The following is a 25650-nucleotide window of genomic DNA, read 5'->3' as shown; positions in this document are numbered from 1 at the left end:
CTATTCTCCAGATGGGTTATCTTGGGCAAAGCGTTTTAATTGAGGGATGACTTGTTCCAACCATTTGATCCATTCACTTTCCATCGTAATTCCAAGTTCTAAGATCATTTTGTGGATGTATAACACACGGTCATTTAGATCATCACTGTCTTTAAAATCTTTATCATAAATACTTTGATAAAGTTTGAGCTTCTCTTGATGTAAACCAAGATGCCTTAACAGTTCAGGTAATATCTGATTATTGCTCAATTGTGCTTCTGCACGCAATCTAACCATTAAATCATCACGAAGCTGTGCAGGTTCACTTTGTTGCGTCATCCATGAGGCTAGTTCTATACGACCCAGTTGTTCGACCTGATAGGTTTTTTTTCGGCCATTATCCATTTCATTTTCTAAAGTGGAAACCCAGCCTTTTTTAAGCATGTTATTGAGTTCACGATAAATTTGCTGGTGAGTGGCATTCCAGAAAAAGCCCATTGAGCGGTCAAAGCGACGGGCAAGTTCAAACCCCGTACTTGGACGTTCAAGCAAGCTGGTCAATAAAACATGAGGAAGTGACATGGCAATCCAGTTTGTAAGCAAAAGTAAAGTGTGACTCATGAGATTATGCAACATGTTGCATAAAAGTCAAAATTTGATTATAAATTTATGCAACAAGTTGCATTAGCAAGCTTATTGCTAGCCATAGGAGAAAATATGTCAGCTTATCCACATTTATTAAAGCCACTTGATTTAGGCTTTACTACTTTAAAAAACCGTGTGCTTATGGGGTCGATGCACATTGGATTAGAAGAAGCACCGCAAGGATATGAGCGCATGGCTGCGTTTTATGCTGAGCGTGCAAAAGGTGATGTGGGTTTAATTGTAACTGGCGGTGTTTCTCCAAATGATGATGGTGTTGTATTTAGCCACGGGACCAAACTAGATACAGTTGAAGAAGCTGAAAAACATAAAGTGATTACCCAAGCTGTCCATGAAGCTGGGGGTAAAATTGCTATGCAGATTTTACATACGGGTCGTTATTCTTATCAGGCAAATAACGTTGCGCCTTCAGCAATTCAAGCACCGATTAACCCGATTAAGCCTAAAGCTTTAAGCTCTGCCGAAGTACAACAAACCATTGATGACTTTGCTAACTGCGCCAAACTTGCTCAGTATGCGGGCTATGATGGCGTAGAAATCATGGGCTCTGAAGGTTATTTAATTAATGAATTTATTGCAGCTCGAACGAATCATCGTGATGATGAATGGGGCGGTAGTTATGAAAACCGTATCCGCTTTCCAATTGAAATTGTAAAGCGCACACGTGCTTTAGTTGGTGAAAATTTTATCATTATTTATCGTTTATCTATGCTTGATTTAGTTGAAGGCGGTTCAAGTTTTGATGAAGTGATTCAGCTTGCAAAAGAAATTGAAAAAGCAGGCGCAACAATTATCAATACAGGTATTGGCTGGCATGAGGCACGTATTCCTACAATTGCAACCAAAGTTCCTCGTGCTGCGTTTACATGGGTTACTGAAAAACTTAAAGGTGAAGTGTCTATTCCCTTAGTTACTTCTAACCGAATTAATACGCCTGAAATGGCTGAACATGTATTGGCATCTGGTCATGCTGATATGGTGTCTATGGCACGACCAATGTTAGCGGATGCTGAATTTGTCTTGAAAGCAAGTGAAGGCCGCAGTGATGAAATTAATACGTGTATTGGGTGCAACCAAGCTTGTTTAGATCATATTTTCTCAATGAAAATTGCAACTTGTTTAGTAAACCCGCGCGCATGTTATGAAACTGAACTGATCTTTAAAGAAGCTCAGGTTAAAAAGAGTATCGCTGTTATTGGCGCAGGTCCGGCAGGTTTAAGTTTTGCGGTATATGCAGCTGATCGCGGGCATCAAGTTAAAATTTTTGAAGCAAGTCATCAAATTGGTGGTCAGTTTAATATTGCAAAAACAGTTCCTGGAAAAGAAGAGTTCTACGAAACTTTACGCTACTTTAGTCGTCAAATTGAATTGCGACCAAACATTGAACTTGTGTTAAACCATCAAGCAACTTACGAAGAATTAAGCCAAGCAAATTTTGATGAAATTGTGGTTGCAACAGGTGTAACACCTCGTCAATTACAGTTTGAGGGAATTGATCATCCTAAAGTGCTGAGCTATTTGCAGGTTTTAAAAGAGCGTGTGCCAGTAGGCCAACGTGTTGCCATTATTGGAGCGGGTGGTATTGGTTTCGACACAGCTGAATATCTTACTCATGAAGGTGAAAGTGGCAGTTTAAATCCAGAAAAGTTCTATGAAGAGTGGGGAATCGATACTCAATATGAACATGTAGGTGGTTTAAAACAGCCAAAAGTTGAGGTATCTGAACGAGAAATCTATTTACTACAACGTAAAACTGCTGCTGTAGGTGCTGGTTTAGGTAAAACAACAGGCTGGATTCATCGTACAGGACTAAAAAATCGTCAGGTCAAAATGTTTGCTGGTGTGCAATACGACAAGGTAGACGATCAAGGCTTACATATAATTATGGATGGGAAACCAAGTGTACTTGAGGTTGACCATGTGGTGATTTGCGCAGGCCAAGAGTCATTTACTGCAATGTATGATCAGTTAAAAACAGATGGAAAAAAAGTTCATTTAATTGGTGGCGCTAAAGAGGCAGGTGAACTAGATGCAAAACGTGCAATACGCCAAGGCGCTGAATTAGCAGCAACACTATAAATTTTTATGGGCATTTTTTTAAAGAGAAATGCCCATTACTTCTTTGGTTAAATTATAGGATATAAAAAACAATGACACTCGAAACAACAAAACAGTCTTTAGAAAAATGGCATGAAATGGTTCAGGCTGGTAACTTATCCGATCTAAATGACTTGCTGGCGGATGAAGTGGTTTTTCGCTCACCAGTTGCTTACAAACCTTATGAAGGAAAGCAGGTCGTTTTCTTCATTCTTACCAATGTGATTCAGGTGTTCGAAGACTTTACCTATCATCGTGAGTTTTATACAGAAGACGGTGAAAATGTAGTGTTTGAGTTCAGTGCCAATGTTAGTGGTAAATCATTAAAAGATATTGATATGATTCGTTTTAATGAACAAGGCAAAATTATTGATTTTGAAGTAATGATACGTCCAATGAGTGGCTTAGCTGCATTGGCTGAACAAATGGGTATAAGAATTGCTAAGTTTCAACCTCAATAATTTTAGTAAATAGCTTAGTAAGATAGAGATCAATAAAATGTGGTTAAAGCTTTCAACTCTAGTATTGCTTCCTGTACTGTTTGTACAAGGAACAAAGGTTCGTAAGAATACACCACGCTTGCTAGAAGCAAGCGGTGATAGAGAAGGCACCGTTGGCAAGGGAAGACCTCTATCATTACTTATTTTAGGAGACTCTGCCGCAGCAGGTGTTGGGGTAGAAAACCAAAAAGATGCTTTATCTGGTGCAATTATTTCTGAGTTGCAAGATCAATATTCGATACGCTGGAAACTGCATGCAAAAACAGGTGATACAACTAAGCAGGTTTTTCAAGCAGTACAGCATTTAGAGCAACAAAATTACGATGTGGTGGTTACGTCGATTGGTGTTAATGATGTCACGAAACTAACCTCAGCAAGTTCATGGATAAAACAACAAAAACAATTATTTCAATATATACAGGCACGTTTTCAGCCTAAGCTCATTATTGTTTCTGGTGTTCCGCCAATGCAGCATTTCCCAGCGTTACCAAATCCATTGGCTTGGTTGTTTGGAAAATATGCGGAACAAATGAATCAGGTACTAGATAAATGGTTAGAATCACAAAACCAATTTAAGTTCATTCAATATGATATTGAGCATTTTCAAGCGATGAATCTGCCTATGGCAAGTGATGGTTTTCATCCGAGTAAGGAAATTTATGCAATTTGGGGACAACAGGTTGCAGCCTTAGTGCGGCAATCATTTAACTCATAATCAGAGGTAGTGATTGAAAATGGGCATATCTACTTTAAATAAAATTAAAGCTTTCGGTTCAGAATTGTTCGATTCGGTATTAGGTGCTGAACAGCCAAAAATCTATTATGATCCAAATGGGAAAATAAAAGATATTCTGGAGAAATTGCCCCAGCTCAAGCAAAAATATCGGCCCACACCGTGGTTAAGCAACAATCATGTTCATCTTTTATATTTTGATATTATTAGAAAAAAAACCATTAAGCTTGAATATGATCGTATTGATCAGCTCACCATGAAAGATGGTGGCGTAACTGCAATCGCGTGGTATGGCTATGATCTTCCTTCAGATACTCCAACAGTTGTCATTATGCATACCATTACAGGGACCCCTGAAAGTATGCGTGAACTTGTGAAAGATATACATCACTATACAGGATGGAGAATAGCGCTATGCTTACGCCGTGGGCATGCTGGCTTACCTATGCCTGTACCACAGATTTCTCTTTTTGGATCAACAAGCGATCTTAAAGAGCAACTTGAACATATTCAAAATTTGTTTCCTAAATCGGATTTATACGCTGTAGGTTCCTCTGCTGGAACAGGACTACTGGTTCGCTACTTAGGAGAGCAAGGTACTGACACGCCATTTAAAGCTGCCTTTGCAATGTGTCCAGGCTACAATACAGAGATAGGCTTTAAAAATGTTCATCCGTTTTATAGCAAAATGATGACCAAAAAGTTATTCAAGTATTTTATTCATCCTTATCAAAATACATGGAACCAACTTTCTTCTATTGAAAAAGTTCTGGCGACCACAAGTCTGGAAGAGTTTGAGAAAGAATATTTTGAAATGGCTGGCTTTGAAGATTATCAAAGCTATTGCCAAGCCATTAATCCAATTTATGTATTTGAGAATGTCAAAATACCATTAATGATTCTTAACGCTGAGGATGATCCTGTCTGTTCTATTAAAAATTTGGAACCTTACAAAGAAACGATTCAGCAAATGAGTAATATTGCGGTAATCACCACAAAAAAAGGAAGTCATTGTGGCTTCTATGAAGGTTGGAAAAGTACATCATGGGCTGCCAAATTAATATCAAATTATTTTTTGGTCGAACATAAACAATAACGGTAATTTGCAATAAGTTAAATAAAGCCCATTCAATAGATGGGCTTTATAATTTTATTAGATCAAGATAAAAGCAATTTGGGATCTTTTAGTCCAATTTTGATTTTTGTGCTAGCCACGAGGTCTTTTTCATCTGTTTGGTTGGGATGAAAATCAAAGCGATAATAATCAAAAAATTGGGGGATCAATGTTCTATATTGTTTATTCGCAAAACTAAAGAACTTACGCCAAGATTTGAAATTTAAAAGTTGATGATCCCGTTTCATAAGAACAAATTGATAAATTGTTGAAAAACCGGTAATCAAAAATAGACTTAAAGTAAAGACTGTAATGCGAGGAAGGTATGCACTTAAGCCGCTTCCATATAAATGTTGATAGAGATCAAAGGCCACAGCTTTATGTTCAGTTTCTTCAATACTATGCCATAGCCATAAATTGCGAATAGTTGAGTCCGTCATCAATTCATTAACGGATTGCATCATACTAACCACAAGTACTGCTGTGTAATGTTCTAGACCTACTGTTACAAGCAAATTCCATTTTTTACTAAAAACTTTTTCAATAGTTTTTAAAACGATGCCAGTTACTTTTTCTAAAGATTGAGGATCTAAACCATATTGCTGTGCACTTACATGAAAAGCATGATGTTCTTTTGAGTGCATTGCTTCTTGGCCAATAAACGCACTGATTTCCCGATCTAAAATTTCATTCGACTTTGCTTTGGCGCGTAAAGCTCGAACAGAGCGAACGAAATATGATTCACCTTCAGGGAATAATGTAGATAAACCCGTAAAATAATGGGTAAAAGTGGGTTCATTATTACACCAGTAGCGAGGTACATTTTCAAAATTATAGTCCATACGACGGACTGGAAATGAGGCGGGGACACGATTTGATACTGTATTCATTCTAGGCTCCAATCTTCTTTTAATTAAAGTTCCAAAAAGGAACTTGTTGAAAAACTACATCGCCATATATCTATCGTCAATGTTTTTTGAAGTGAAAAAAGTAGATTGTCCCTAATTGATAACTAAGAAAACTTTAAAGATAAATAGAAAGAAAAGTAAAACTTATTATTGTGTTGATAACTTAAATAATATTTAAAAAGCCCAAACTGATGGTTCAATTTGGGCATATCGCATACGAACTTAGTTCTTAAGCGCTGGAGTAGCAGCCGCAATTGCAGCAGCAACAGCATCATCTTCACTTTGAGCTGGTTCAGCTGGTTTAGATGGTTTTGGCTCTGCTTTTGCTTCAGGCTTAGGTTCAGGTTTTGGCTTTGGTTCTGCTTTAGGTTGCTCAGAAACATTTGTTTGTGAATTTTGCTCAGCTTGTGCAGGGCGAGTTTCACGGCGAATTTCAGTTGTCGTATTTGCTGTTTCTTCGTGATGCACCTCAACTTGCGTTGGTTCCTGAGTTTGAGCTTCTTCAGTTTGAACACTTTCTAGAGACTCAAATTTTGCAGGTTCAGCAGGTGTAGGTTCTGAAACAGCAGTTTCAACCTTTTCTTGCTCTTCTTCTTTAGGTGTTTCTTTTTTGACACATGCGGTTAACAATAGTCCAGCAGCAATTGCAGCACAGATTAAAAGTTTTTTATTTGCCATTGTCCTAAACAACATTTAATTGAGGAGCTGGCATTATAACAGCAAAAGAGAATGAAAAAATCATGTGAGATTGACCTAAATTTTTATTAAAAATGCTGATAGAATAGCCAGTTGTTTAATGATCTTTGAATTGATGCGGTTTGACTTTGCTTTATAGGGGCAGAGTACAGTAAAATTGCCAAACATTGTAGGCCGATTTCGGCTTGATTGTACGAGAAACTTAATGACCCATTTTATTTTTGTCACTGGTGGTGTAGTTTCATCGCTAGGTAAAGGTATTTCTGCTGCTTCAGTTGCTGCACTTTTGGAAGCCCGTGGCTTAAAAGTCACAATGGTTAAAATGGATCCCTACATTAATGTCGATCCAGGGACAATGAGCCCTTTCCAACATGGTGAAGTTTTTGTCACAGAGGATGGTGCCGAAACTGATCTAGACTTGGGTTATTACGAACGTTTCTTACGTCGTGCGAAAATGACCAAACTTAATAACTTTACCAGTGGTCGTGTATATCAGGACGTTTTAAATAAAGAACGTCGTGGTGACTACCTTGGTGGTACAGTTCAAGTTATTCCTCATATTACTGACAACATTAAAGAACGTGTACTTCGCGCAGGTGAAGGCTACGATGTTGCTATCGTAGAAATTGGCGGCACAGTAGGTGATATCGAATCACTTCCATTTATGGAGTCAGTTCGTCAATTAATGGTTGAGCTTGGTCATAAAAGAACCATGCTTATGCATTTAACTTTGTTGCCATATATCAAATCTGCAGCAGAGCTTAAGACAAAACCAACTCAACACTCTGTAAAAGAGTTGCTTTCGATTGGTATTCAACCAGATATTCTTATCTGTCGTACTGAATATGATGTGGATGTTGATACTAAACGCAAAATTGCATTGTTCACTAACGTAGAAGCACGTGCTGTAGTGGTATGTAAAGATGCGAAAACGATTTATCAAATCCCACGTACATTCTATGAACAAAACGTTGATGACTTGATCTGTGAGCGTTTTGGATTTAATGATCTTCCAGAAGCAAACCTAGAAGATTGGGACAATGTAGTCGAAGCATTACTAAATCCTGAATACACTTTACGTGTAGCTATGGTTGGTAAATATGTTGAATTACCAGATGCTTATAAGTCTGTGAATGAAGCGTTATTACACGCAGGTATTAAAAATCGCGTAAAAGTACAAATTGATTATGTCAACGCTGAAGAACTTGAAAGCCAAGACGTATCTATTTTAAGTACAGCTGACGCAATTTTAGTTCCAGGCGGTTTTGGTGAGCGTGGTACTGAAGGCAAAATGAAAGCTATTCAATACGCACGTGAAAACAAAATCCCATTCTTGGGTATTTGTTTAGGCATGCAATTGGCTGTTATTGAATACGCTCGCCATGTTGCAGGTATGCCAGAAGCTTCTTCTACAGAATTTAATCGTTCTACAAAATATCCACTCATTGGTTTAATTACTGAATGGTTAGATGAGCGCGGTGAATTACAACAACGCAGCCTTGAGTCTGACCTAGGTGGAACTATGCGTTTAGGTGCTCAAAAATCTGAATTGGTTGAAGGCACAAAAACACGTGAAGTCTACGGTAAAGCTGAAATCACTGAGCGTCATCGTCACCGTTATGAAATGAATAACCGTTTCATCGAGTCGATTGAACAAGCTGGTATGAAGATTTCAGGTTACTCTTCAGCACAACATTTAGTTGAAACTGTAGAAATTCCTGAACATCCTTGGTTTATTGCTGTACAATTCCACCCGGAATTTACAAGTTCACCACGTGATGGACATCCATTATTTGCTAGTTTTATTGACGCTGCAAAAACACAGCATCAAAAAAGTAAATAATGCGATTTTAAATAAACTGGGAAAGTTTAAATGTCACAATTAAAACCACAAGAAGTTGTACGTTTAGGCGATATACAAATGGCAAATCATTTGCCATTTGTATTATTTGGCGGAATGAACGTACTTGAATCAAAAGATTTAGCTTTTGAAATTGCAGAAACATATGTTGATATTTGCAAACGCTTAGATATTCCTTATGTATTTAAAGCGAGTTTCGATAAAGCAAATCGTTCTAGTCTACATTCATTCCGTGGTCCTGGACTTGAAAAAGGTATCGAATGGTTAGGTGATATTAAAAAACATTTTAATGTTCCTATCATTACTGATGTGCACGAGCCATATCAGGCTGCACCAGTTGCAGAAGTAGCCGATATTATTCAATTACCCGCTTTCTTAAGTCGTCAGACTGATCTTGTCGAGGCGATGGCGAAAACACAGGCTATTATTAATATTAAGAAAGCCCAGTTTTTAGCACCTCATGAAATGCGCCATATCCTGCACAAATGTTTAGAAGCAGGAAACGACAAACTTATTCTTTGTGAACGTGGTTCAGCATTTGGTTATAACAATCTTGTTGTAGATATGCTTGGCTTTGACACAATGAAAGAAATGAATGTGCCAGTTTTCTTTGACGTGACACATGCGTTACAAACCCCTGGTGGTCGTTCTGACTCAGCAGGTGGTCGTCGTGCTCAAATTACAACTTTAGCACGCGCTGGAATGGCAACTGGTTTGGCTGGATTGTTCTTGGAAGGACACCCAGATCCAGAACATGCAAAATGCGATGGACCTTGTGCATTACGTATGTCGCAACTTGAACCGTTCTTGGCACAAATAAAAGAATTGGATACTTTAGTTAAAGGATTCAAAAAGTTAGACACCCATTGAGTTGTTTTATAACCCTTACGCTGCTTTAACCGCAGCTCATATTCATTCAAAGAGGAATTGTTCATGAGCCAAATCGTTGACATTCGTGCACGTGAAATTTTGGACTCTCGTGGTAACCCAACCATCGAAGCAGACGTAATTTTAGAATCTGGGGTTGTTGGTCGTGCATGTGCACCATCTGGTGCTTCAACTGGTTCTCGTGAAGCTTTAGAACTACGTGACGGTGATAAATCGCGTTACTTAGGTAAAGGCGTTCGTACAGCAGTTAATAACGTTAATACGTTGATTCGTGATGCTTTGTTGGGTAAATCAGTTTTTGAGCAAAAAGACATTGATAATACAATGATCGCGCTTGACGGTACTGAAAACAAAGAGAAATTAGGTGCTAACGCAACTTTAGCTGTGTCATTGGCTGCTGCGCGCGCTGCTGCTGAAGAAAAGAAACTTCCTCTTTTCCAATACATCGCAGATCTTCGTGGTCAAACAATTTTGACAATGCCTGTACCGATGATGAACATCTTAAATGGTGGTGAGCATGCGGACAACACTGTTGATATTCAAGAGTTCATGATTGAGCCTGTAGGTTTCACTTCATTTGCTGAAGCTTTACGTGCTGGTGCTGAAGTATTCCATTCTTTAAAATCAGTTTTAAAGAAACAAGGTTTGAATACTGCTGTAGGTGATGAAGGTGGTTTTGCTCCTAACTTACGTTCTAACGAAGAAGCAATTCAAATCATTTTACAAGCAATTGAATTGACTGGTTACAAAGCTGGTTCAGACATGATGCTTGCACTTGACTGCGCATCTTCAGAATTCTACAAAAATGGTCAATACGTTTTAGAAGGTGAAGGTAACCGTGCATTTACAAGCCATCAGTTTGCAGATTATTTAGCTGGCCTTGTAAATCAATATCCAATTATCTCAATCGAAGATGGTCTTGATGAGTCTGATTGGGAAGGCTGGAGCTACTTGACTTCAATCCTTGGTGATAAAATCCAATTGGTTGGTGATGACTTGTTCGTAACTAATCCTAAGATTTTACAACGTGGTATTGATGAAAAAGTTGGTAACTCAATCTTAATCAAATACAACCAGATCGGTACTTTGACTGAAACTTTAGATGCAATCTATCTTGCTAAAGCAAATGGTTATTCGACTGTTATTTCTCACCGTTCTGGTGAAACAGAAGATTCTACTATTGCTGACTTAGCAGTAGGTACAGCTGCTGGTCAAATCAAGACTGGTTCACTTTGCCGTTCTGACCGTGTGTCTAAGTACAACCAATTACTTCGTATTGAAGAATTGACTAAAGCTGCTTACCGCGGTAAAGCTGAATTTAAAGGTTTAAACTAATCTTTAAATAAAAAGTTAAAATTAATTTTTTAACATTTGAAGGTGATATTTTCTGTTTTTAATAGGAAATAGCACCTTTTTTATTATCCTAATCGGCGTGTTTTTAAAGACTTAGCCCAACTGTGATGTTTGCAGCGGGTACATTCTTGATCGATTTTATTTAAAATTTTAGTTTCACCACACTTCATACAGGAATAAAAAGTATTAATTTTCAGTACATCGGCTTTACGGTAGGCATCAGGGAATAGTGGCAAGCCCCATTTTACATCTTCATCTTCAAAATAAAGCAGACTGAGAATACCGTCCGACTCCAACAAAGCTGTTCTTACTTGTCCAAGGTGCTCAACATTTTGTTGACGCATTTCTGAGAAAAACTCATCATGAGAATATGATTGTTTTTGGAAATCTTTGTAGACTACAAGGCCATCCTTAACAATACAAAGCGCTTTTCCTTCTAGTAAATCTTCAATTTTTTTATGCTTTACCATACTCCATGTAGCAAAGCGATAAAGAAAAAGAATAACAACAAACGCGACGAAGGCATGGGCAATAGGTAAGTCTTCGGTAAACATCGGGTCACCGGCGGCTGAACCTAAACATAAAATAATTGCGAGTTCAAAAAGGGAGAGCTGACGTATACCTCGTTTACCGGATAATCTTAAAAAACTAATAATGATGATGAACATTACGGTACATCGAACCAAAATTTCTAAAACAAATTTCCAAGTCGTGTCACCAATGAAAATATTAAAAAAATCCATTTTTTTCTCCTTATTAAAATAGTTAGAAGAGATCCTTATAAATTCTTAACAAAGTAAAAAATAAAAAAATATACTTTTTAGGTAGTTATTAGTTAAAAGCTCGAAATATATGTGACTTTTTATAAATTTATTTCAACTAATTCTCTACGAAGAAGTTTACTGTTGATAGCGTGACCAAGCTGATTTATTGCAAAGTAGATCTATTAAAAAGGTACTTTTACTTTATATGAGCTTGTATTTAAATGGGAGATAAAAGATATACTTTGTGGGTGGTTTCTTATTATTAAATAAATTCTCCTTAAGAAAGATATGACTGTGAATATAATTAATAATCAAAAATTTATTATATTTAATAAGATAGTTTAACGACAATTAGAGGTATAGGGGATGGCATCTAAACGTTTTTGAAAAGCATGAGGATCCATAATATTTTTATACATTTGTTGATAAGTTTTTTTGTGATCTTCAATATTATGATAGTCGATAATTTCTTGGAGTTTGTCTTTGTATTCTATATGACCAGCATTGAACATCGCTGCATAGTGTCCCCATAAAGCATATTGATATCTTAAAGCAGCTTTTGGGATCAAATTTATCTCGGTTAAATAACTATTAGCAGTTTCTTCATAGCATTCTTTTATTTGATAAGGGTCTCTTTTCATTTTGCTTAAAAAAATACATTGCATCTCTTGTAGCTTTGAACTATCTGTTTTAGCTAGTATTTTTTCGGTAACACTATATGCTTCATTAAGACAACCTAAATGTACAAGTATTTTGCGTTTAGTTTTTAAAATATTTAGATTGTTCTCGTTAGAAGGTATCTTTTTCAATAAGTTTTTAAATCTTAAGTGAGCAGTTGTTTGGTCTTGTTCCGTGTTTAATTTATAAATAATTTCATTATATTCATATATATAAGTATTATTTGGTTTGTGCTGCTTCTGATAGTCCTTCGTATTAATTATTTTAGAAGGACTATCATCAGTATGGTTATTACAAGCGCTCAAACCTAAGCTTACTAAAGAAAATGCTAAAACTTTATGCACTACAACTTGTACCTTTTATTCTCTCTTAAGAGGTTTGAGAAGAATAATAAAATATAAAAGAAAATACTGTTTAGTTTATTATTTTTTGAGTTAATCATAAAACTATTGCATAACATTTTATTGGCTAATTGAAAAGAGCAATAAATTTAAAAGATGTGATGACCAAAACAAGGTTTGAAGAGAGTGAAAATATATAAGTGATTAGAACCATTGATAATTTAATTTAAACAAATAGGAATAATTATTAATATATTGTTGATAACAATTATCATTCATGTTAATTTTTGTGCCGACTTTTGCTGCTGTGTAACAAGGACCAAAGTAGCAAAAGGCTAAGGAATCTCGCACAGCACATTGGTTATTATGGAATTTTCTTATGTACACTCCGCCCTTTAGAAAAGCGTTTACATCTCATCCCTTAGCACTTGCTATGGCTTTAATTGCTCCTTCAATTGTTTATGCAGATGAGACAAATGGAACAGCCACTTTAGAAACGATAAAAGTGCAAGCAGAAGAAGATTCCGCTGTTACCGAAGGTTCGGGCAGCTATACAGCAAAAAGCACAAATACTTCTACAAAATTAAATTTATCTCTTCGTGAAACACCACAGTCGGTGAAGGTTTTAACCCGTGAATATTTAGATGATCGGAAAATCGATTCTTTTCAAGATTTAATGAACAATATTACGGGTGTTTCGACTTCACGTACTGATGAGCGTCAGAAAGTTTATGCACGTGGTTTTGAGGTAGATTATTACTTAATAGATGGAATACCGAGCACGATTAATTTAGGTACAGGGGACCTTGATTTAGATATTTATGATCGCGTCGAGGTGGTGAAAGGTGCTAATGGCTTAACCACAGGTGCGGGCAATCCAGCGATGGCGCTGAACATGATTCGTAAACATGCAAACTCAAAAGAACTTAGTGGTAATGTCAGCACATCATTAGGCTCATGGAACTCTTGGAGTAGTTCAGCAGATATTTCTACATCGCTTAACGCTGATGGTTCATTGCGTGGACGTATGTTTGTGAAGCATTCTGATGAAAATTCATTTATGGATTTTTATGAGAAAGAACGGAATGTATTTTATGGTGCCCTTGATTATGATCTGAGCGATAAAACAAGTATGTCACTTGGAGCTACTTATCAAGAATTGCATCGTGATGGTATCCGCTGGGGCGGTACACCTGCGTTTTATACTGATGGGACTCGTACCAATTTTTCTAGAAGCTTAACAGTAAGCGCACCTTGGACATATTGGGATGTGAATACAACGGCAGTGTTTGCGAACTTAAAACAAAATTTATTTAGTGATGTTAATTTAAATGTTGCTTATACCTTCCGCAAAGAAGATACGGACTCCATGTTGTTATATACAGCTGGAAGAGTAGATAAGGCAACCAACACCAGTCCACTAAAAAATATAGATGATAATAAAAAGGATAATGTTTCTGTATATGGTGCAAAAGCTGCCAGTGAAGAAAACAATATTGATGTTTTTATCAATGCGCCATTTATGCTTTTTAATCGCCCACAAGAAATCATCATTGGTGGATCTTGGAATAAGAATGAAAAGACCAAAGATCTTTCTGGTGGTTCTAATGCAAACAAAGAGATTGAAAAATATTTAGGTGGCCCGCTTAACTATAATGATATAGCGCAAGAATTACTTCAGCCACTGGTACTAAATACTAGAGGTGCACTCAATGAAACCACACAAACTGCTGCATATGTTGCGGGTAAATTTCAAATTCTCGATCCTTTAAAAATTATTGCTGGTGCACGTTTATCTAACTGGAAATATAAATCTGAAAATGATAAAGGTAACCGTGAATTTAACAATGAATTAGCACCATATATTGGCGCTATTTATGATTTTGCCCAAGATCATTCTGTGTATGCGAGTTATACAGAAATTTTCAAACCTCAAGATCGTAAAGATGTAAATGATCAATATATTGACCCCATTACAGGTAAGAGTTATGAAGCTGGCTTAAAAAGTGAGTGGTTTGGGGGGCGTTTAAATACAGCGTTGTCAGTATTTCGAATAGAACAATCTAATTTTGCTGAATCGATACCTGACACGTTCATTATTCGCAATGGTACACAAACTACCGAGCAGGCCTATCGCGCTGTAGATGGGGTTGAAAGTAAAGGTTTTGAGTTTGAAGCTGATGGCGAGATTAATGACAATTGGGGTATTAATTTCGGTATTGCTAATTTTGAAGCAAAAGATGCAAAGGGTACGAAGGTTAATACGACAAACTCTCGAACAACTTCAAATTTATTTGTTAAGTACAAAGTTAATCAGTGGAGTGCAGGACTTGGCTTAAATTATAAGAGTAAATACTATACGGGTAGTGGAAGCTCTCGTATTGAGCAAGATGCTTATGTTTTAGCAAGTGCGATGCTTGGCTATCAAGTAGATAAAAATATTAAACTTCAATTTAATATCGATAATATTTTTGATGAGAAATATTATGAAGGTATTGGTGAAAACTCAATGAATTGGGGAACACCACGAAATGCAACGCTGAGTGTTCGTTATAATTTTTGATATAGACATACTCACATAATTAACCGATTTATAAAAGCCCTCAAAAGAGGGCTTTTTTGTGCGTAGATTGATTTATAAGCAGTTGTACTTATAAATATTATTTCCCTTTCAAATTCCATTCATTTTTGACAAAATGAAACATGTCACAATGGTCAATTAAAGTAATATGCCCATTAATAATTTTGCTTAAATTTTTGCAGGAATTTCGCATGCTACTTCTTAATTACTATACAATACAATCTCTTAACGAAAGTTTTTAATTAAAAATCTTAATGATATGTTAGAAGTATTTCGATCCACTTCAAGCAAACTGATATTGCTACTGGTTATTGTTTTAGTAGCCATACTGCAATATCAATTTTGGTTAGGTGAGGGCGGTTATCTCCCTCATCAAGCTCTCATGCAACAAATTCAGCAACAAGCTGAAGTAAATGAAGAGCTTAAAGAACGAAACCGTATTTTGGCAGCAGAGGTTTTTGACCTGAAAAATGGTACAGAAGCAATTGAAGAACATGCTCGCCTTGATCTTGGTTTGGTTAAACCACATGAGACATTTGTTCAAATGAGTACCATCAGTACCCATTACAAGCCTATTTATATTGACCCGAACGCTAAAGTTGATTTGGAAACGAATGAGACACCTGCATCCCCAGATATCCCAGACTAAATTATGGGCAGTTATTCCAGCTGCAGGGTCAGGAAGCCGATTTTCTAAAACTGAATTGAAACAGTATCAATATATTCAGAATACGACTGTTTTAGAACATACTGTTCGGCGTATAAGTCAACTTCCATTAAATGGTTATGTTCTGGCAATTGGTACCCAAGATACTTTTGCTCAGACTCTCGCATTTCAAAATATAGATAAGGCTCATTTTTGTATGGGTGGGGCAGAACGAGTCCATTCAGTATTAAACGCATTAAATCATCTTTTAACTTTTGCTGACGAAAATGATTGGGTGCTTGTGCATGATGCAGCTCGGCCTTGTGTAACAATTGATTGTTTAAATGCGCTTGTGGCAAATGCAATTGAATCAAATGAGAGTGCTATTTTAGCGATTCCTGTTCGTGACACGTTAAAGCAGGTTGAAGTAAATAATCATATTAATAAAACGGTAAGCCGTGATTTCTTATGGCAAGCGCAAACCCCTCAAATTACGAAAATCGGTAAACTCAAAAAAGCAATTGAATACGCTTTAGAAAATAATATTGCTATTACCGATGAGGCAAGTGCACTTGAATATATGGGTGAAACTGTACAGGTTGTGATGGGGCGTTCTGATAATATCAAAATTACTTATCCCGATGATTTAGAACTTGCACGTTTAATTTTACAATCACAGTCTTAAGATAAAAATCGAATAATAAATTGTAGTTTTAATTGTAAAATAGCCTAAGTAAATATTTCATTTCTACATATCTATTTATAAGAATTAATGTTTTTTACACCTCAAATCGATAAGATTAGTTGAGTAATTTACTTAGATAATGTTCGATAATCGAACAAAATATATTTATAGCGAACAAAACTGTATCTAGCTTACTAGATCAAAATACGAAAATTATCAAAAATGTTTAAAAGGGAAATCTAAGGGAAACACTCGGGATTGAGTGAAATATTTATCTATTCTTCTCGCCTCAGTGTGCCTAACTCTCTTATCTCTCTTCTTCAATGAGCACAATGGAGTTGTCTAATGATTGACAAAAGTAAGTCCTCACTAAGCGAGGTTCTATCGCAGATTAAAGATGGTGCAACCATTCTGATTGGTGGTTTCGGTACCGCAGGACAACCCGCTGAACTCATTGATGGTCTTATTGAACTCGGTGTTAAAGGCTTAACCATTGTCAGCAACAATGCCGGTAATGGTGACTATGGTCTGGCGAAACTGCTTAAAGCAGGTTCGGTTAAAAAAGTGATTTGCTCTTTCCCGCGTCAGTCTGACTCTTATGTGTTTGATGAACTTTATCGTGCTGGAAAGGTCGAGCTTGAAGTGGTACCACAAGGTAATCTGGCTTGCCGTATTCAGGCTGCGGGTATGGGCCTAGGTGCGGTATTTACCCCAACTGGCTTTGGAACACTTTTAGCTGAAGGTAAAGAAACCCGTGAGATTGATGGGAAAGATTATGTGCTTGAGTATCCGATCAAGGCTGACTTTGCCTTGATTAAAGCCTACAAAGGCGATCGCTGGGGCAATCTGGTTTACCGTAAATCTGCACGTAACTTTGGCCCGATTATGGCGATGGCTGCGGATGTCACTATTGCTCAGGTTTCTGAAGTGGTTGAACTCGGTGGATTAGACCCTGAGCACATCATCACCCCAGGTATCTTTGTACAGCACGTTGTACAAGTAGCGCCAGCACAGTAAGCAATAAGGAGAAATAACATGAGCTACCAGAAACTCAGCCGTGACCAGATTGCACAACGTGTGGCACAAGATATTCCCGATGGTGCCTATGTGAACCTAGGTATTGGCTTACCGACCAAGATTGCCAGCTACTTACCTAACGACAAAGATATTTTTCTTCATTCTGAAAATGGCCTATTGGCTTTTGGCCCACCGCCAGCTGCAGGTGAAGAAGACCCTGAACTGATTAATGCGGGTAAAGAGTTTGTGACCATGCTTGAAGGTGGCAGCTTTTTCCATCATGGCGACTCATTTGCGATGATGCGTGGTGGTCACCTTGATATTGCAGTACTCGGTGCATTTCAGGTTGCTGCGAATGGTGACTTGGCCAACTGGCATACAGGTGCACCCGATGCGATTCCTGCTGTGGGTGGTGCGATGGATTTAGCTGTAGGTGCCAAGAAAGTATTTATCACCACAGATCATGTGACCAAACAAGGTGAGCCGAAGATTGTGGCTGAGCTAACTTATCCAGTAACAGGTAAAAAATGTGTTGACCGTATTTACACGGACCTGTGTGTGATTGACGTGACCGAAGATGGTTTAAAGGTGATTGAGAAAGTGGAAGGTCTTAGCTTTGATGAGTTACAGGCTTTAACGGGTGCAACTTTGATTGATGCAACTCAAGGGTAAGGAAATAGGGAAATGACATTAAAAAACGCTTATATCATCGATGCCATCCGTACCCCATTTGGCCGTTATGCCGGTGGCCTTGCACCTGTCCGTGCCGATGACCTTGGTGCTGTGCCGATCAAAGCCTTAATTCAGCGTAACCCAAATGTAGATTGGGAACAGGTCGATGATGTGATCTATGGCTGTGCCAACCAAGCCGGTGAAGATAACCGTAATGTCGGTCGTATGTCAGCACTACTTGCAGGTTTACCGTATCAGGTGCCCGCAACCACCATTAATCGTCTATGTGGTTCTTCACTCGATGCGATTGCCATTGCTGCTCGTGCCATTAAGGCCGGTGAAGCGAATTTGGTGATTGCTGGTGGTGTGGAAAGCATGAGCCGTGCACCCTATGTGATGGGTAAGTCTGACAGTGCCTTTGGTCGTAGCCAGAAGATTGAAGACACCACCATGGGATGGCGTTTCATTAACCCTAAACTTAAAGAATTGTATGGTGTAGATACCATGCCCCAGACTGCCGAAAACGTCGCTGAACAGTTCAACGTTAATCGTGCAGATCAGGACCAGTTTGCCTTGGTGAGCCAACAACGCACCGCAAGCGCGCAAGCCAAAGGCTTTTTTTCTAAAGAAATCGTGCCAGTTGAAATCCCTCAGCGTAAGGGTGATGCTGTTGTGATTGATACCGATGAGCATCCTCGTGCATCAACCACACTTGAAGGCTTAAGCAAACTTAAACCTGTTGTCAAAGCAGATGGTTCAGTGACTGCAGGTAATGCTTCAGGCATTAATGATGGTGCAGCCGCATTACTTATTGCTTCTGATGAGGCAGTTCAAGCTTACAATCTAAAACCACGTGCCAAGATCATTGCTTCAACAGCGGTCGGTGTAGAACCACGTATTATGGGTTTTGCTCCGGCACCAGCCATTAAAAAATTACTTAAACAAGCCAACCTGACTTTAGAGCAAATGGATGTAATTGAGCTAAATGAAGCTTTTGCTGCTCAGGCTTTGGCCGTGACCCGTGATTTAGGCTTGCCAGATGATAGCAACAAGGTAAATCCAAACGGTGGTGCAATTGCATTGGGTCATCCACTTGGTGCTTCAGGTGCACGCCTCGTAACTACAGCCTTAAACCAGCTTGAACAAACGGATGGTCGTTATGCCTTGTGTTCAATGTGTATTGGTGTGGGGCAAGGCATCGCATTGATTATTGAGAGAGTCTAATCATGAGCCAGTTATATGCCAGCTTGTTTTACCAAAAAGACGTCACTGACATCTTTAGTGACTCATCTTTAATCAAATACATGATTGAGGTTGAAGTTGCGTTAGCGCAAGCACAGGCACAAGTTGGTGTGATTCCTCAAAATGCGGCTAATACCATTGCACAAGTAGCTGAGCAGGCATTAGACAAGTTTGATTTTTCCGCTTTGGCTGTAGCAACAGGCTTAGCTGGAAATATCGCAATTCCATTTGTAAAACAGCTTACGGCAATCGTTAAAGATGTTGATGAAGATGCTTCACGTTATGTGCATTGGGGTGCAACAAGTCAGGATATTTTAGACACAGCTTGTATTTTGCAATGCCGTGATGCGTTGAACCTTGTGGAAGATCAACTTCAACAATGCTATGCGACTGCATTACAGCAAGCTAAGCAATATCGCCATCAAGTCATGATTGGACGTACATGGTTACAGCAAGCTTTGCCCATTACTTTGGGACACAAGCTTGCTCGTTGGGCTTCTACATTTAAACGTGATTTAGATCGTATTCAAGCCATGAAGTCACGTGTACTCACTGCTCAGTTAGGTGGGGCTGTAGGTTCTTTAGCTTCTTTGCAAGATCAAGGTTCACTTGTGGTAAATGCATTTGCCCAAAAACTGAATCTGACTGTACCGACAAGTACATGGCATGGTGAGCGTGACCGTATTGTAGAAATTGCAAGTGTACTTGGCATGATTGTCGGGAATACGGGCAAGATGGCACGTGATTGGTCGCTCATGATGCAAACTGAAATTGCAGAGTTGTTTGAACCAACTGCGAAAGGTCGTGGTGGTTCATCAACCATGCCGCATAAGCGTAATCCAGTTGCGGCAGCATCCGTATTAGCCGCGGCGAATCGTGTACCAGCACTTATGTCTAGCATTTATCAAAGCATGGTACAGGAACATGAGCGTAGCTTAGGCGCGTGGCATGCAGAATGGTTAGCAGTTCCAGAAATCTTTCAGCTTTGTGCTGGAGCATTAACTCGTACTGGTGAAGTTTTACAAGGTTTTGAAGTGAATGCTGAACATATGCAACAGAACCTTGAGTGTACCAACGGGTTAATTATGGCAGAAGCTGTGATGATGGCACTTGCTCCAAAAATTGGACGTTTAAATGCTCATCATGTTGTTGAAGCAGCTTGTAAAACAGCCGTGGCTCAAAAGCAGCATTTATCTGAGGTTGTTAGTCAGTTAGATGAAGTAAAAGAACATTTTAGTCAAACAGAAATTTTGGAAATATTTAAAGCAGAAAACTATTTAGGCAATATTCAGCAACAGATTGATGCTGTTCTGCAAGAAGCACAAGGAGGAGACATAAAGTGAAACAGTTTATAACCAATCGACAAGGTAAACAGCTCGCTATATATACCGACGGCTTAAAAGATGCTCCAGCACTTGTGTTATCTAACTCCTTAGGAACAGATCATGGAATGTGGCAGCCACAAGTAGATGAACTTAAAAGTCATTTTAATGTCATTACATACGATACACGTGGTCATGGCGAAAGTGATGTGGTCGCTGAAACATCTTTACAAAATTTAGGTGAAGATGTTGCTGATATTTTAAATGCCTTAGATATTGAAAAAGCTCATTTTTGTGGCATTTCAATGGGCGGAATTACAGGGCTTTGGTTAGCTATCCATTACCCAGAGCGCTTTTTAAGTATTACGGTTGCGAACTCGGCAGCCAAAATTGGTCAGGCGGAGGCTTGGTTGAGTCGTGCTGAGTCTGTGGAACAGAATGGTTTAGCTGAGTTGGTTAAAACCACGCACACACGTTGGTTTAGCGAAAAATTCGACTATCAACATAATGTGGTTGCACAAACGACGATTCAAAGTCTGGCAAACACACCAGCACAAGGTTATGCCAATGCTTGTCGTACTTTAGCAGATGCTGATTTAAGAGATGAAATTACACAAATCCAAGTTCCAGTATTGCTCATTGCAGGAACGGCAGATCCAGTGACCACAGTAGCAGATGCTGAGTTTATGCAGAATGCTATTAAGAACAGTCAAATTGCTAAATTAGAAGCATCTCATCTTTCTAATATTGAGCAACCGCAAAGATTTACTCAGGAATTGACTAGGTTTATTCAGCAAATCTAATAGCTTAGTAGTTTAAAAGGAATTGGCCTTAAGGAGGCAAATATGGCGTCTCAGGATTACGCTGCACCAAATAAAAGTATCGATGCTCAAGCATTAATTAATGATGCTCCACTCAGTAAGTATCAATGGATGATCGCAATCATCTGTTTCTTAATTATTTTTACTGATGGTATCGATACTGCTGCAATGGGTTTTATCGCTCCAGCTTTGGCTCAAGACTGGGGTGTTGATCGCTCTCAGTTAGGCCCAGTGATGAGTGCTGCACTTGGTGGAATGATTATTGGAGCTTTGGTTTCTGGCCCAACAGCTGACCGTTTTGGTCGCAAAATCGTACTGGCTTTTTCGATGCTTGTGTTCGGTGGTTTTACTTTAGCATCTGCGTATGCAACCAACTTAGATAGTCTTGTCGTTTTACGCTTTTTGACAGGTATTGGTTTGGGTGCAGCTATGCCAAATGCCACTACATTATTTTCTGAATACTGCCCAACACGCATTCGCTCATTACTCGTGACCTGTATGTTCTGTGGTTATAACTTAGGTATGGCAACCGGTGGTTTTATCAGTAGTTGGCTGATCCCGACTTATGGTTGGCACAGTCTATTTTTACTTGGTGGCTGGTCACCTTTGATCTTAATGATTTTAGTGATTTTAGTTTTACCTGAGTCTTACCGCTTTTTAATTGTGAAAGGTAAGAATCCTGAAAAAGTACGCAAAATCTTAAATCATATTGCGCCAGCTCAGATCCAAAATGCGACTGCGTTTCACGTACCTGAAGAGAAAACCGAGACAGCTCAAAAGAAAAATGTCTTTGGAATTATGTTTTCTAAACCATATGCGAAAGGAACGCTTTTGCTTTGGTTGACCTATTTCATGGGCTTGGTGGTTGTTTACTTGCTTACAAGCTGGTTGCCAACACTTATGCGTGAAACGGGTGCGTCAATGGAGCGGGCTGCATTTATTGGTGGATTGTTCCAGTTCGGTGGTGTGGTAAGTGCCTTATTTATTGGTTGGGCGATGGACAAATTCAACCCTAACCGAGTGATTGCTATTTTCTACTTTGCTGCAGGTCTATTTGCGATTGCTGTTGGTCAAAGCTTAGGAAACTCAACATTACTTGCAGTATTGGTGCTTTGTGCGGGTATCGCAATTAACGGTGCGCAATCTTCAATGCCTGCGTTAAGCGCTCGTTTCTATCCAACGCAGTGCCGTGCAACTGGCGTGTCTTGGATGACGGGGATTGGACGTTTTGGTGCGGTATTTGGTGCTTGGATTGGTGCTGTATTACTCGGCAATGATTGGTCGTTTACCGCCATTCTTAGTTTATTACTAATTCCAGCGACTGCTGCGGCTGTTGCTGTATTTGTTAAATCAATTGTTGCGCATACCGATGCAACTTAATAGAGGTCTATCACAATGAATGATGAACAACGCTATAAACAAGGCATTGAGGTGCGGACTGAAGTTTTGGGTGAAAAGCATGTTGGTCGGTCTTTGCAGAACTTAAATGACTTTAACCAAGATTTTCAAAATTTTATTAGCCGTTACGCATGGGGTGAGGTGTGGTCTCGTCCAGGCCTTCCACGTCATACACGTAGTTTAGTCACTATCGCAATTTTATTGGCGCTGGGCCGTGAAGATGAACTACGCATGCATTTACGTGCTTGCTTCAACAATGGCGTAACTAAAGAAGATTTAAAAGAGCTGATCTTACACAGTTCACTCTATGCAGGTTTACCTGCTGCAAACGCTGCAATGCATATGGCTGAAGAAGTCTTTAAAGAGTTGGGGATAGAAGTAAACCCAATTGCAGCGAAAGAACAGGATTAAGGAGATAAAGATGTCACAACATAGCTGGGGTGCTTATGCCCAACGTAATACAGATGACCATCCACCAGCGTATACGCCAGGTTATAAAACAAGTGTATTACGTTCGCCAAAAAATGCATTGATCTCAATTAATGAGACTTTAACTGAAGTTACTGCACCGCATTTTTCTTCAAATCTGTTTGGCCCAAAAGATAACGATTTGATTTTGAACTATGCCAAAGATGGTTTGCCAATTGGTGAGCGTGTCATTGTTCATGGCTATGTTCGTGACCAATTTGGTCGTCCTGTAAAAAATGCACTTCTAGAAGTATGGCAAGCCAATGCTTCTGGTCGTTACCGTCATCCAAACGACAAGTTTATTGGTGCAATGGATCCTAACTTTGGTGGTTGTGGTCGTACCTTAACTGATGAAAACGGTTTTTATATTTTCCGTACCATTAAACCGGGTCCGTACCCATGGCGTAACCGTATTAATGAATGGCGTCCTGCACATATTCATTTCTCTTTAATTGCTGATGGTTGGGCTCAGCGCCTAATTTCGCAGTTTTATTTTGAAGGCGATACGCTCATTGACACTTGCCCAATCTTAAAAACAATTCCTTCTGAAGATCAACGTCGTGCCTTGATTGCACTAGAAGATAAAAACAACTTTATCGAAGCTGATAGCCGTTGTTACCGTTTTGACATCACTTTACGTGGCCGTCGAGCGACTTACTTCGAAAACGAATTGACTTAATCGGAAGCACGAGCATGAATAACTGGAATTTTCAGGAACTAAAAGAAACTCCGTCTCAAACAGGTGGACCTTACGTTCACATTGGGCTATTGCCACAACAAGCAAATATTGAAGTGTTTGAAAACAACTTTAATAACCAGTTAGTACAAGATCAGACCAAAGGTGAGCGTATTCGTCTTGAAGGCCAAGTGTTTGACGGATTAGGTTTACCGCTACGCGATGTGCTGATCGAAATTTGGCAAGCCGATGCGAATGGTATTTACCCAAGTCAGGCAGATACGCGTGAGCAAAAAGCTGATCCTGCATTTCAAGGTTGGGGCCGTACAGGTGCAGACTTTGAAACGGGTGTTTGGAGCTTTAATACAATTAAGCCGGGCGCGACAGCAGGCCGTAAAGGTTCAACTCAAGCACCTCATATTGCATTAGTCATCTTCGCTCGCGGTATTAACTTAGGTCTTCATACACGTGTTTATTTTGAAGATGAAGCTGAAGCAAATGCTAACGACCCAATTCTAAATAGCATTGAATGGGCGCCACGTCGCCAAACACTTATTGCAAAACGTTTTGAAGAAAATGGTGAAGTTGTTTACCGCTTTGATATTCGTATTCAAGGTGATGACGAAACTGTATTTTTTGATATTTAAGAAACACCTAAGGCTACACCTGATTATTCAAGGATGCGTGTAGCCTTTTTAAGGATGAACGATATGAACATGAAAACATTATTAAGCCTCAGTTTGCTTGCACTCCCATTTTTTACAGCACAGGTGAATGCTGAACCTGTTGCTTTAGCCGCTCAAACACAACCTGCCGCTACAGCTGTTAAAACGATTGTTCCGATTACCGCAAAAACCAAAGAACAAGCTTTGGCACAAGCTCAAGTCATTGCAAATACGGCAGATGCTGATTTGGCAGAGTTTCGTATCGATTTACTCAGTTTTGCGAGTGATACAAAACAAGTGATTGCTTTGGGGCATGAGTTAAAAAAGATTTTAGGCAATAAGCCAATGATCGCCACAATTCGTACCAAAAACGAAGGTGGCCAGCTTGAAATTAGTGATGTGGATTATGGTAAGACTTATCAGGCTTATTTAAAGAATCCGTTCATGGACTGGTTAGATGTTGAAATGTTCCGTGATCAAAAAGTAGTTTCAGAAATTGTTCAAAAAGCACATCAAAAGAAAGTGCTGATTGTTATGTCTAATCATGACTTCCAAAAAACACCAAGCCAAGATGAAATTGAAAAACGCTTGTTAAAACAAGATCAAATGGGGGCAGATATTCTCAAAATTGCCGTAATGCCAAAATCTAAACAAGATGTTTTCACTTTAATGAACGCAACTTTAAAAGTAAGTCACCAAACCACTAAACCTTTATTGACGATGTCAATGGGGCAACTAGGTACGATTTCTCGTGTTGCGACTGCCAACATGGGCGGAAGTTATAGCTTTGGCATGATTGGTCAGGCTTCTGCACCGGGTCAAATTGATGTGACTAAGCTCAAACAGATTTTACAAACCGTTCAACCAACAAACCCATAAATC

General features: G+C 38.8%; 25 protein-coding genes. 20 read left to right on the top strand and 5 right to left on the bottom strand.

Translation table 11 applies throughout. The features are described 5' to 3' along the window. The gene (locus tag ACTJJG_RS00620; RefSeq protein WP_005069032.1) at nucleotides 1–561 is read right to left on the bottom strand and encodes a PadR family transcriptional regulator; all 561 of its coding nucleotides are present in this window, start codon (nucleotides 559–561) and stop codon (nucleotides 1–3) included. A 135-nt stretch (nucleotides 562–696) separates the two neighbouring features. Between ACTJJG_RS00620 and ACTJJG_RS00615 the strand changes: the two genes are divergently transcribed. From ACTJJG_RS00615 to ACTJJG_RS00600, 4 genes are all read left to right on the top strand, one after another. After that, nucleotides 697–2721 carry an oxidoreductase gene (locus ACTJJG_RS00615; RefSeq protein ID WP_372552687.1) on the top strand — a complete coding sequence of 675 codons (2025 nt, stop codon included), beginning with the start codon at nucleotides 697–699 and terminating at the stop codon, nucleotides 2719–2721. Between the two features lie 71 nt (nucleotides 2722–2792). After that, a complete protein-coding gene (locus ACTJJG_RS00610) occupies nucleotides 2793–3200 on the top strand; it encodes a nuclear transport factor 2 family protein (RefSeq protein ID WP_372552686.1) in 408 nt (135 codons plus the stop codon). A 37-nt stretch (nucleotides 3201–3237) separates the two neighbouring features. Continuing rightward, nucleotides 3238–3954, top strand: coding sequence for an SGNH/GDSL hydrolase family protein (locus ACTJJG_RS00605; RefSeq protein WP_032055978.1), 717 nt, complete (start codon nucleotides 3238–3240; stop codon nucleotides 3952–3954). Nucleotides 3955–3973: 19 nt separating this feature from the next. Next, complete coding sequence (locus tag ACTJJG_RS00600) at nucleotides 3974–5068, top strand: YheT family hydrolase (RefSeq protein WP_032055980.1); 1095 nt, start codon at nucleotides 3974–3976, stop codon at nucleotides 5066–5068. A gap of 62 nt (nucleotides 5069–5130) precedes the next feature. On the opposite strand, the gene ACTJJG_RS00595 is transcribed toward ACTJJG_RS00600, so the two are convergent. Next, nucleotides 5131–5976 (bottom strand): metal-dependent hydrolase, encoded by an 846-nt coding sequence (locus ACTJJG_RS00595; protein WP_025468387.1) that lies wholly within the window; start codon nucleotides 5974–5976, stop codon nucleotides 5131–5133. A 240-nt stretch (nucleotides 5977–6216) separates the two neighbouring features. Further along, a complete protein-coding gene (locus ACTJJG_RS00590; RefSeq protein WP_032055984.1) occupies nucleotides 6217–6672 on the bottom strand; it encodes a hypothetical protein in 456 nt (151 codons plus the stop codon). Nucleotides 6673–6895: 223 nt separating this feature from the next. Here ACTJJG_RS00590 and ACTJJG_RS00585 point away from each other — a divergent pair, with 223 nt between their 5' ends. The 3 genes from ACTJJG_RS00585 (at nucleotide 6896) to eno (ending at nucleotide 10774) form a co-directional block, all read left to right on the top strand. Further along, on the top strand, nucleotides 6896–8533 hold the full coding sequence (locus ACTJJG_RS00585; RefSeq protein WP_002121060.1) for a CTP synthase: 1638 nt from the start codon (nucleotides 6896–6898) through the stop codon (nucleotides 8531–8533). A gap of 30 nt (nucleotides 8534–8563) precedes the next feature. After that, nucleotides 8564–9421, top strand: a complete 858-nt coding sequence (kdsA, locus tag ACTJJG_RS00580; protein ID WP_002121042.1) for a 3-deoxy-8-phosphooctulonate synthase — start codon at nucleotides 8564–8566, stop codon at nucleotides 9419–9421. 63 nt (nucleotides 9422–9484) lie between these two features. Beyond that, nucleotides 9485–10774, top strand: a complete 1290-nt coding sequence (gene eno, locus ACTJJG_RS00575; RefSeq protein WP_002121066.1) for a phosphopyruvate hydratase — start codon at nucleotides 9485–9487, stop codon at nucleotides 10772–10774. Nucleotides 10775–10857: 83 nt separating this feature from the next. On the opposite strand, the gene ACTJJG_RS00570 is transcribed toward eno, so the two are convergent. Next, on the bottom strand, nucleotides 10858–11535 hold the full coding sequence (locus tag ACTJJG_RS00570) for a DUF421 domain-containing protein (RefSeq protein ID WP_032055988.1): 678 nt from the start codon (nucleotides 11533–11535) through the stop codon (nucleotides 10858–10860). A 362-nt stretch (nucleotides 11536–11897) separates the two neighbouring features. Next, nucleotides 11898–12578, bottom strand: coding sequence for a hypothetical protein (locus tag ACTJJG_RS00565; RefSeq protein ID WP_032055990.1), 681 nt, complete (start codon nucleotides 12576–12578; stop codon nucleotides 11898–11900). Between the two features lie 376 nt (nucleotides 12579–12954). Here ACTJJG_RS00565 and ACTJJG_RS00560 point away from each other — a divergent pair, with 376 nt between their 5' ends. From ACTJJG_RS00560 to aroD, 13 genes are all read left to right on the top strand, one after another. Further along, nucleotides 12955–15138 (top strand): TonB-dependent siderophore receptor, encoded by a 2184-nt coding sequence (locus ACTJJG_RS00560; protein ID WP_032055992.1) that lies wholly within the window; start codon nucleotides 12955–12957, stop codon nucleotides 15136–15138. 277 nt (nucleotides 15139–15415) lie between these two features. Beyond that, a complete protein-coding gene (gene ftsB, locus ACTJJG_RS00555; protein ID WP_005069056.1) occupies nucleotides 15416–15805 on the top strand; it encodes a cell division protein FtsB in 390 nt (129 codons plus the stop codon). Continuing rightward, a complete protein-coding gene (ispD, locus tag ACTJJG_RS00550) occupies nucleotides 15771–16487 on the top strand; it encodes a 2-C-methyl-D-erythritol 4-phosphate cytidylyltransferase (RefSeq protein ID WP_032055994.1) in 717 nt (238 codons plus the stop codon). The genes ftsB and ispD overlap by 35 nt, the downstream gene beginning before the upstream one ends. 345 nt (nucleotides 16488–16832) lie before the next feature. After that, the gene (locus tag ACTJJG_RS00545; RefSeq protein ID WP_005069060.1) at nucleotides 16833–17504 is read left to right on the top strand and encodes a 3-oxoacid CoA-transferase subunit A; all 672 of its coding nucleotides are present in this window, start codon (nucleotides 16833–16835) and stop codon (nucleotides 17502–17504) included. 18 nt (nucleotides 17505–17522) lie between these two features. Continuing rightward, a complete protein-coding gene (locus ACTJJG_RS00540) occupies nucleotides 17523–18176 on the top strand; it encodes a 3-oxoacid CoA-transferase subunit B (protein ID WP_032055996.1) in 654 nt (217 codons plus the stop codon). Between the two features lie 12 nt (nucleotides 18177–18188). Next, nucleotides 18189–19400 carry a 3-oxoadipyl-CoA thiolase gene (pcaF, locus tag ACTJJG_RS00535; RefSeq protein WP_032055998.1) on the top strand — a complete coding sequence of 404 codons (1212 nt, stop codon included), beginning with the start codon at nucleotides 18189–18191 and terminating at the stop codon, nucleotides 19398–19400. A 2-nt stretch (nucleotides 19401–19402) separates the two neighbouring features. Beyond that, the gene (pcaB, locus tag ACTJJG_RS00530) at nucleotides 19403–20761 is read left to right on the top strand and encodes a 3-carboxy-cis,cis-muconate cycloisomerase (protein WP_032056000.1); all 1359 of its coding nucleotides are present in this window, start codon (nucleotides 19403–19405) and stop codon (nucleotides 20759–20761) included. Beyond that, nucleotides 20758–21543 carry a 3-oxoadipate enol-lactonase gene (gene pcaD, locus ACTJJG_RS00525; protein ID WP_032056001.1) on the top strand — a complete coding sequence of 262 codons (786 nt, stop codon included), beginning with the start codon at nucleotides 20758–20760 and terminating at the stop codon, nucleotides 21541–21543. Before pcaB ends, pcaD begins: the two co-directional genes overlap by 4 nt. 42 nt (nucleotides 21544–21585) lie before the next feature. Next, nucleotides 21586–22941 (top strand): MFS transporter, encoded by a 1356-nt coding sequence (locus tag ACTJJG_RS00520; RefSeq protein ID WP_032006318.1) that lies wholly within the window; start codon nucleotides 21586–21588, stop codon nucleotides 22939–22941. A 15-nt stretch (nucleotides 22942–22956) separates the two neighbouring features. Further along, a complete protein-coding gene (gene pcaC / locus ACTJJG_RS00515) occupies nucleotides 22957–23370 on the top strand; it encodes a 4-carboxymuconolactone decarboxylase (RefSeq protein WP_000997505.1) in 414 nt (137 codons plus the stop codon). A 10-nt stretch (nucleotides 23371–23380) separates the two neighbouring features. After that, entirely contained in the window at nucleotides 23381–24106 is a 726-nt protein-coding gene (gene pcaH / locus ACTJJG_RS00510) for a protocatechuate 3,4-dioxygenase subunit beta (RefSeq protein ID WP_000077913.1), read from the top strand. Between the two features lie 14 nt (nucleotides 24107–24120). After that, a complete protein-coding gene (gene pcaG, locus ACTJJG_RS00505) occupies nucleotides 24121–24750 on the top strand; it encodes a protocatechuate 3,4-dioxygenase subunit alpha (protein WP_001067208.1) in 630 nt (209 codons plus the stop codon). A gap of 69 nt (nucleotides 24751–24819) precedes the next feature. After that, nucleotides 24820–25647 carry a type I 3-dehydroquinate dehydratase gene (gene aroD / locus ACTJJG_RS00500; RefSeq protein ID WP_081318610.1) on the top strand — a complete coding sequence of 276 codons (828 nt, stop codon included), beginning with the start codon at nucleotides 24820–24822 and terminating at the stop codon, nucleotides 25645–25647. Nucleotides 25648–25650 lie beyond the last annotated feature (3 nt).

It is taken from the genome of Acinetobacter sp. 22512 (assembly GCF_052044755.1).
Classification (GTDB): domain Bacteria; phylum Pseudomonadota; class Gammaproteobacteria; order Pseudomonadales; family Moraxellaceae; genus Acinetobacter; species Acinetobacter pittii.
Note: the sequence above shows the minus strand (reverse complement) of the source record. Positions and strands in the feature narration are given on the sequence as shown.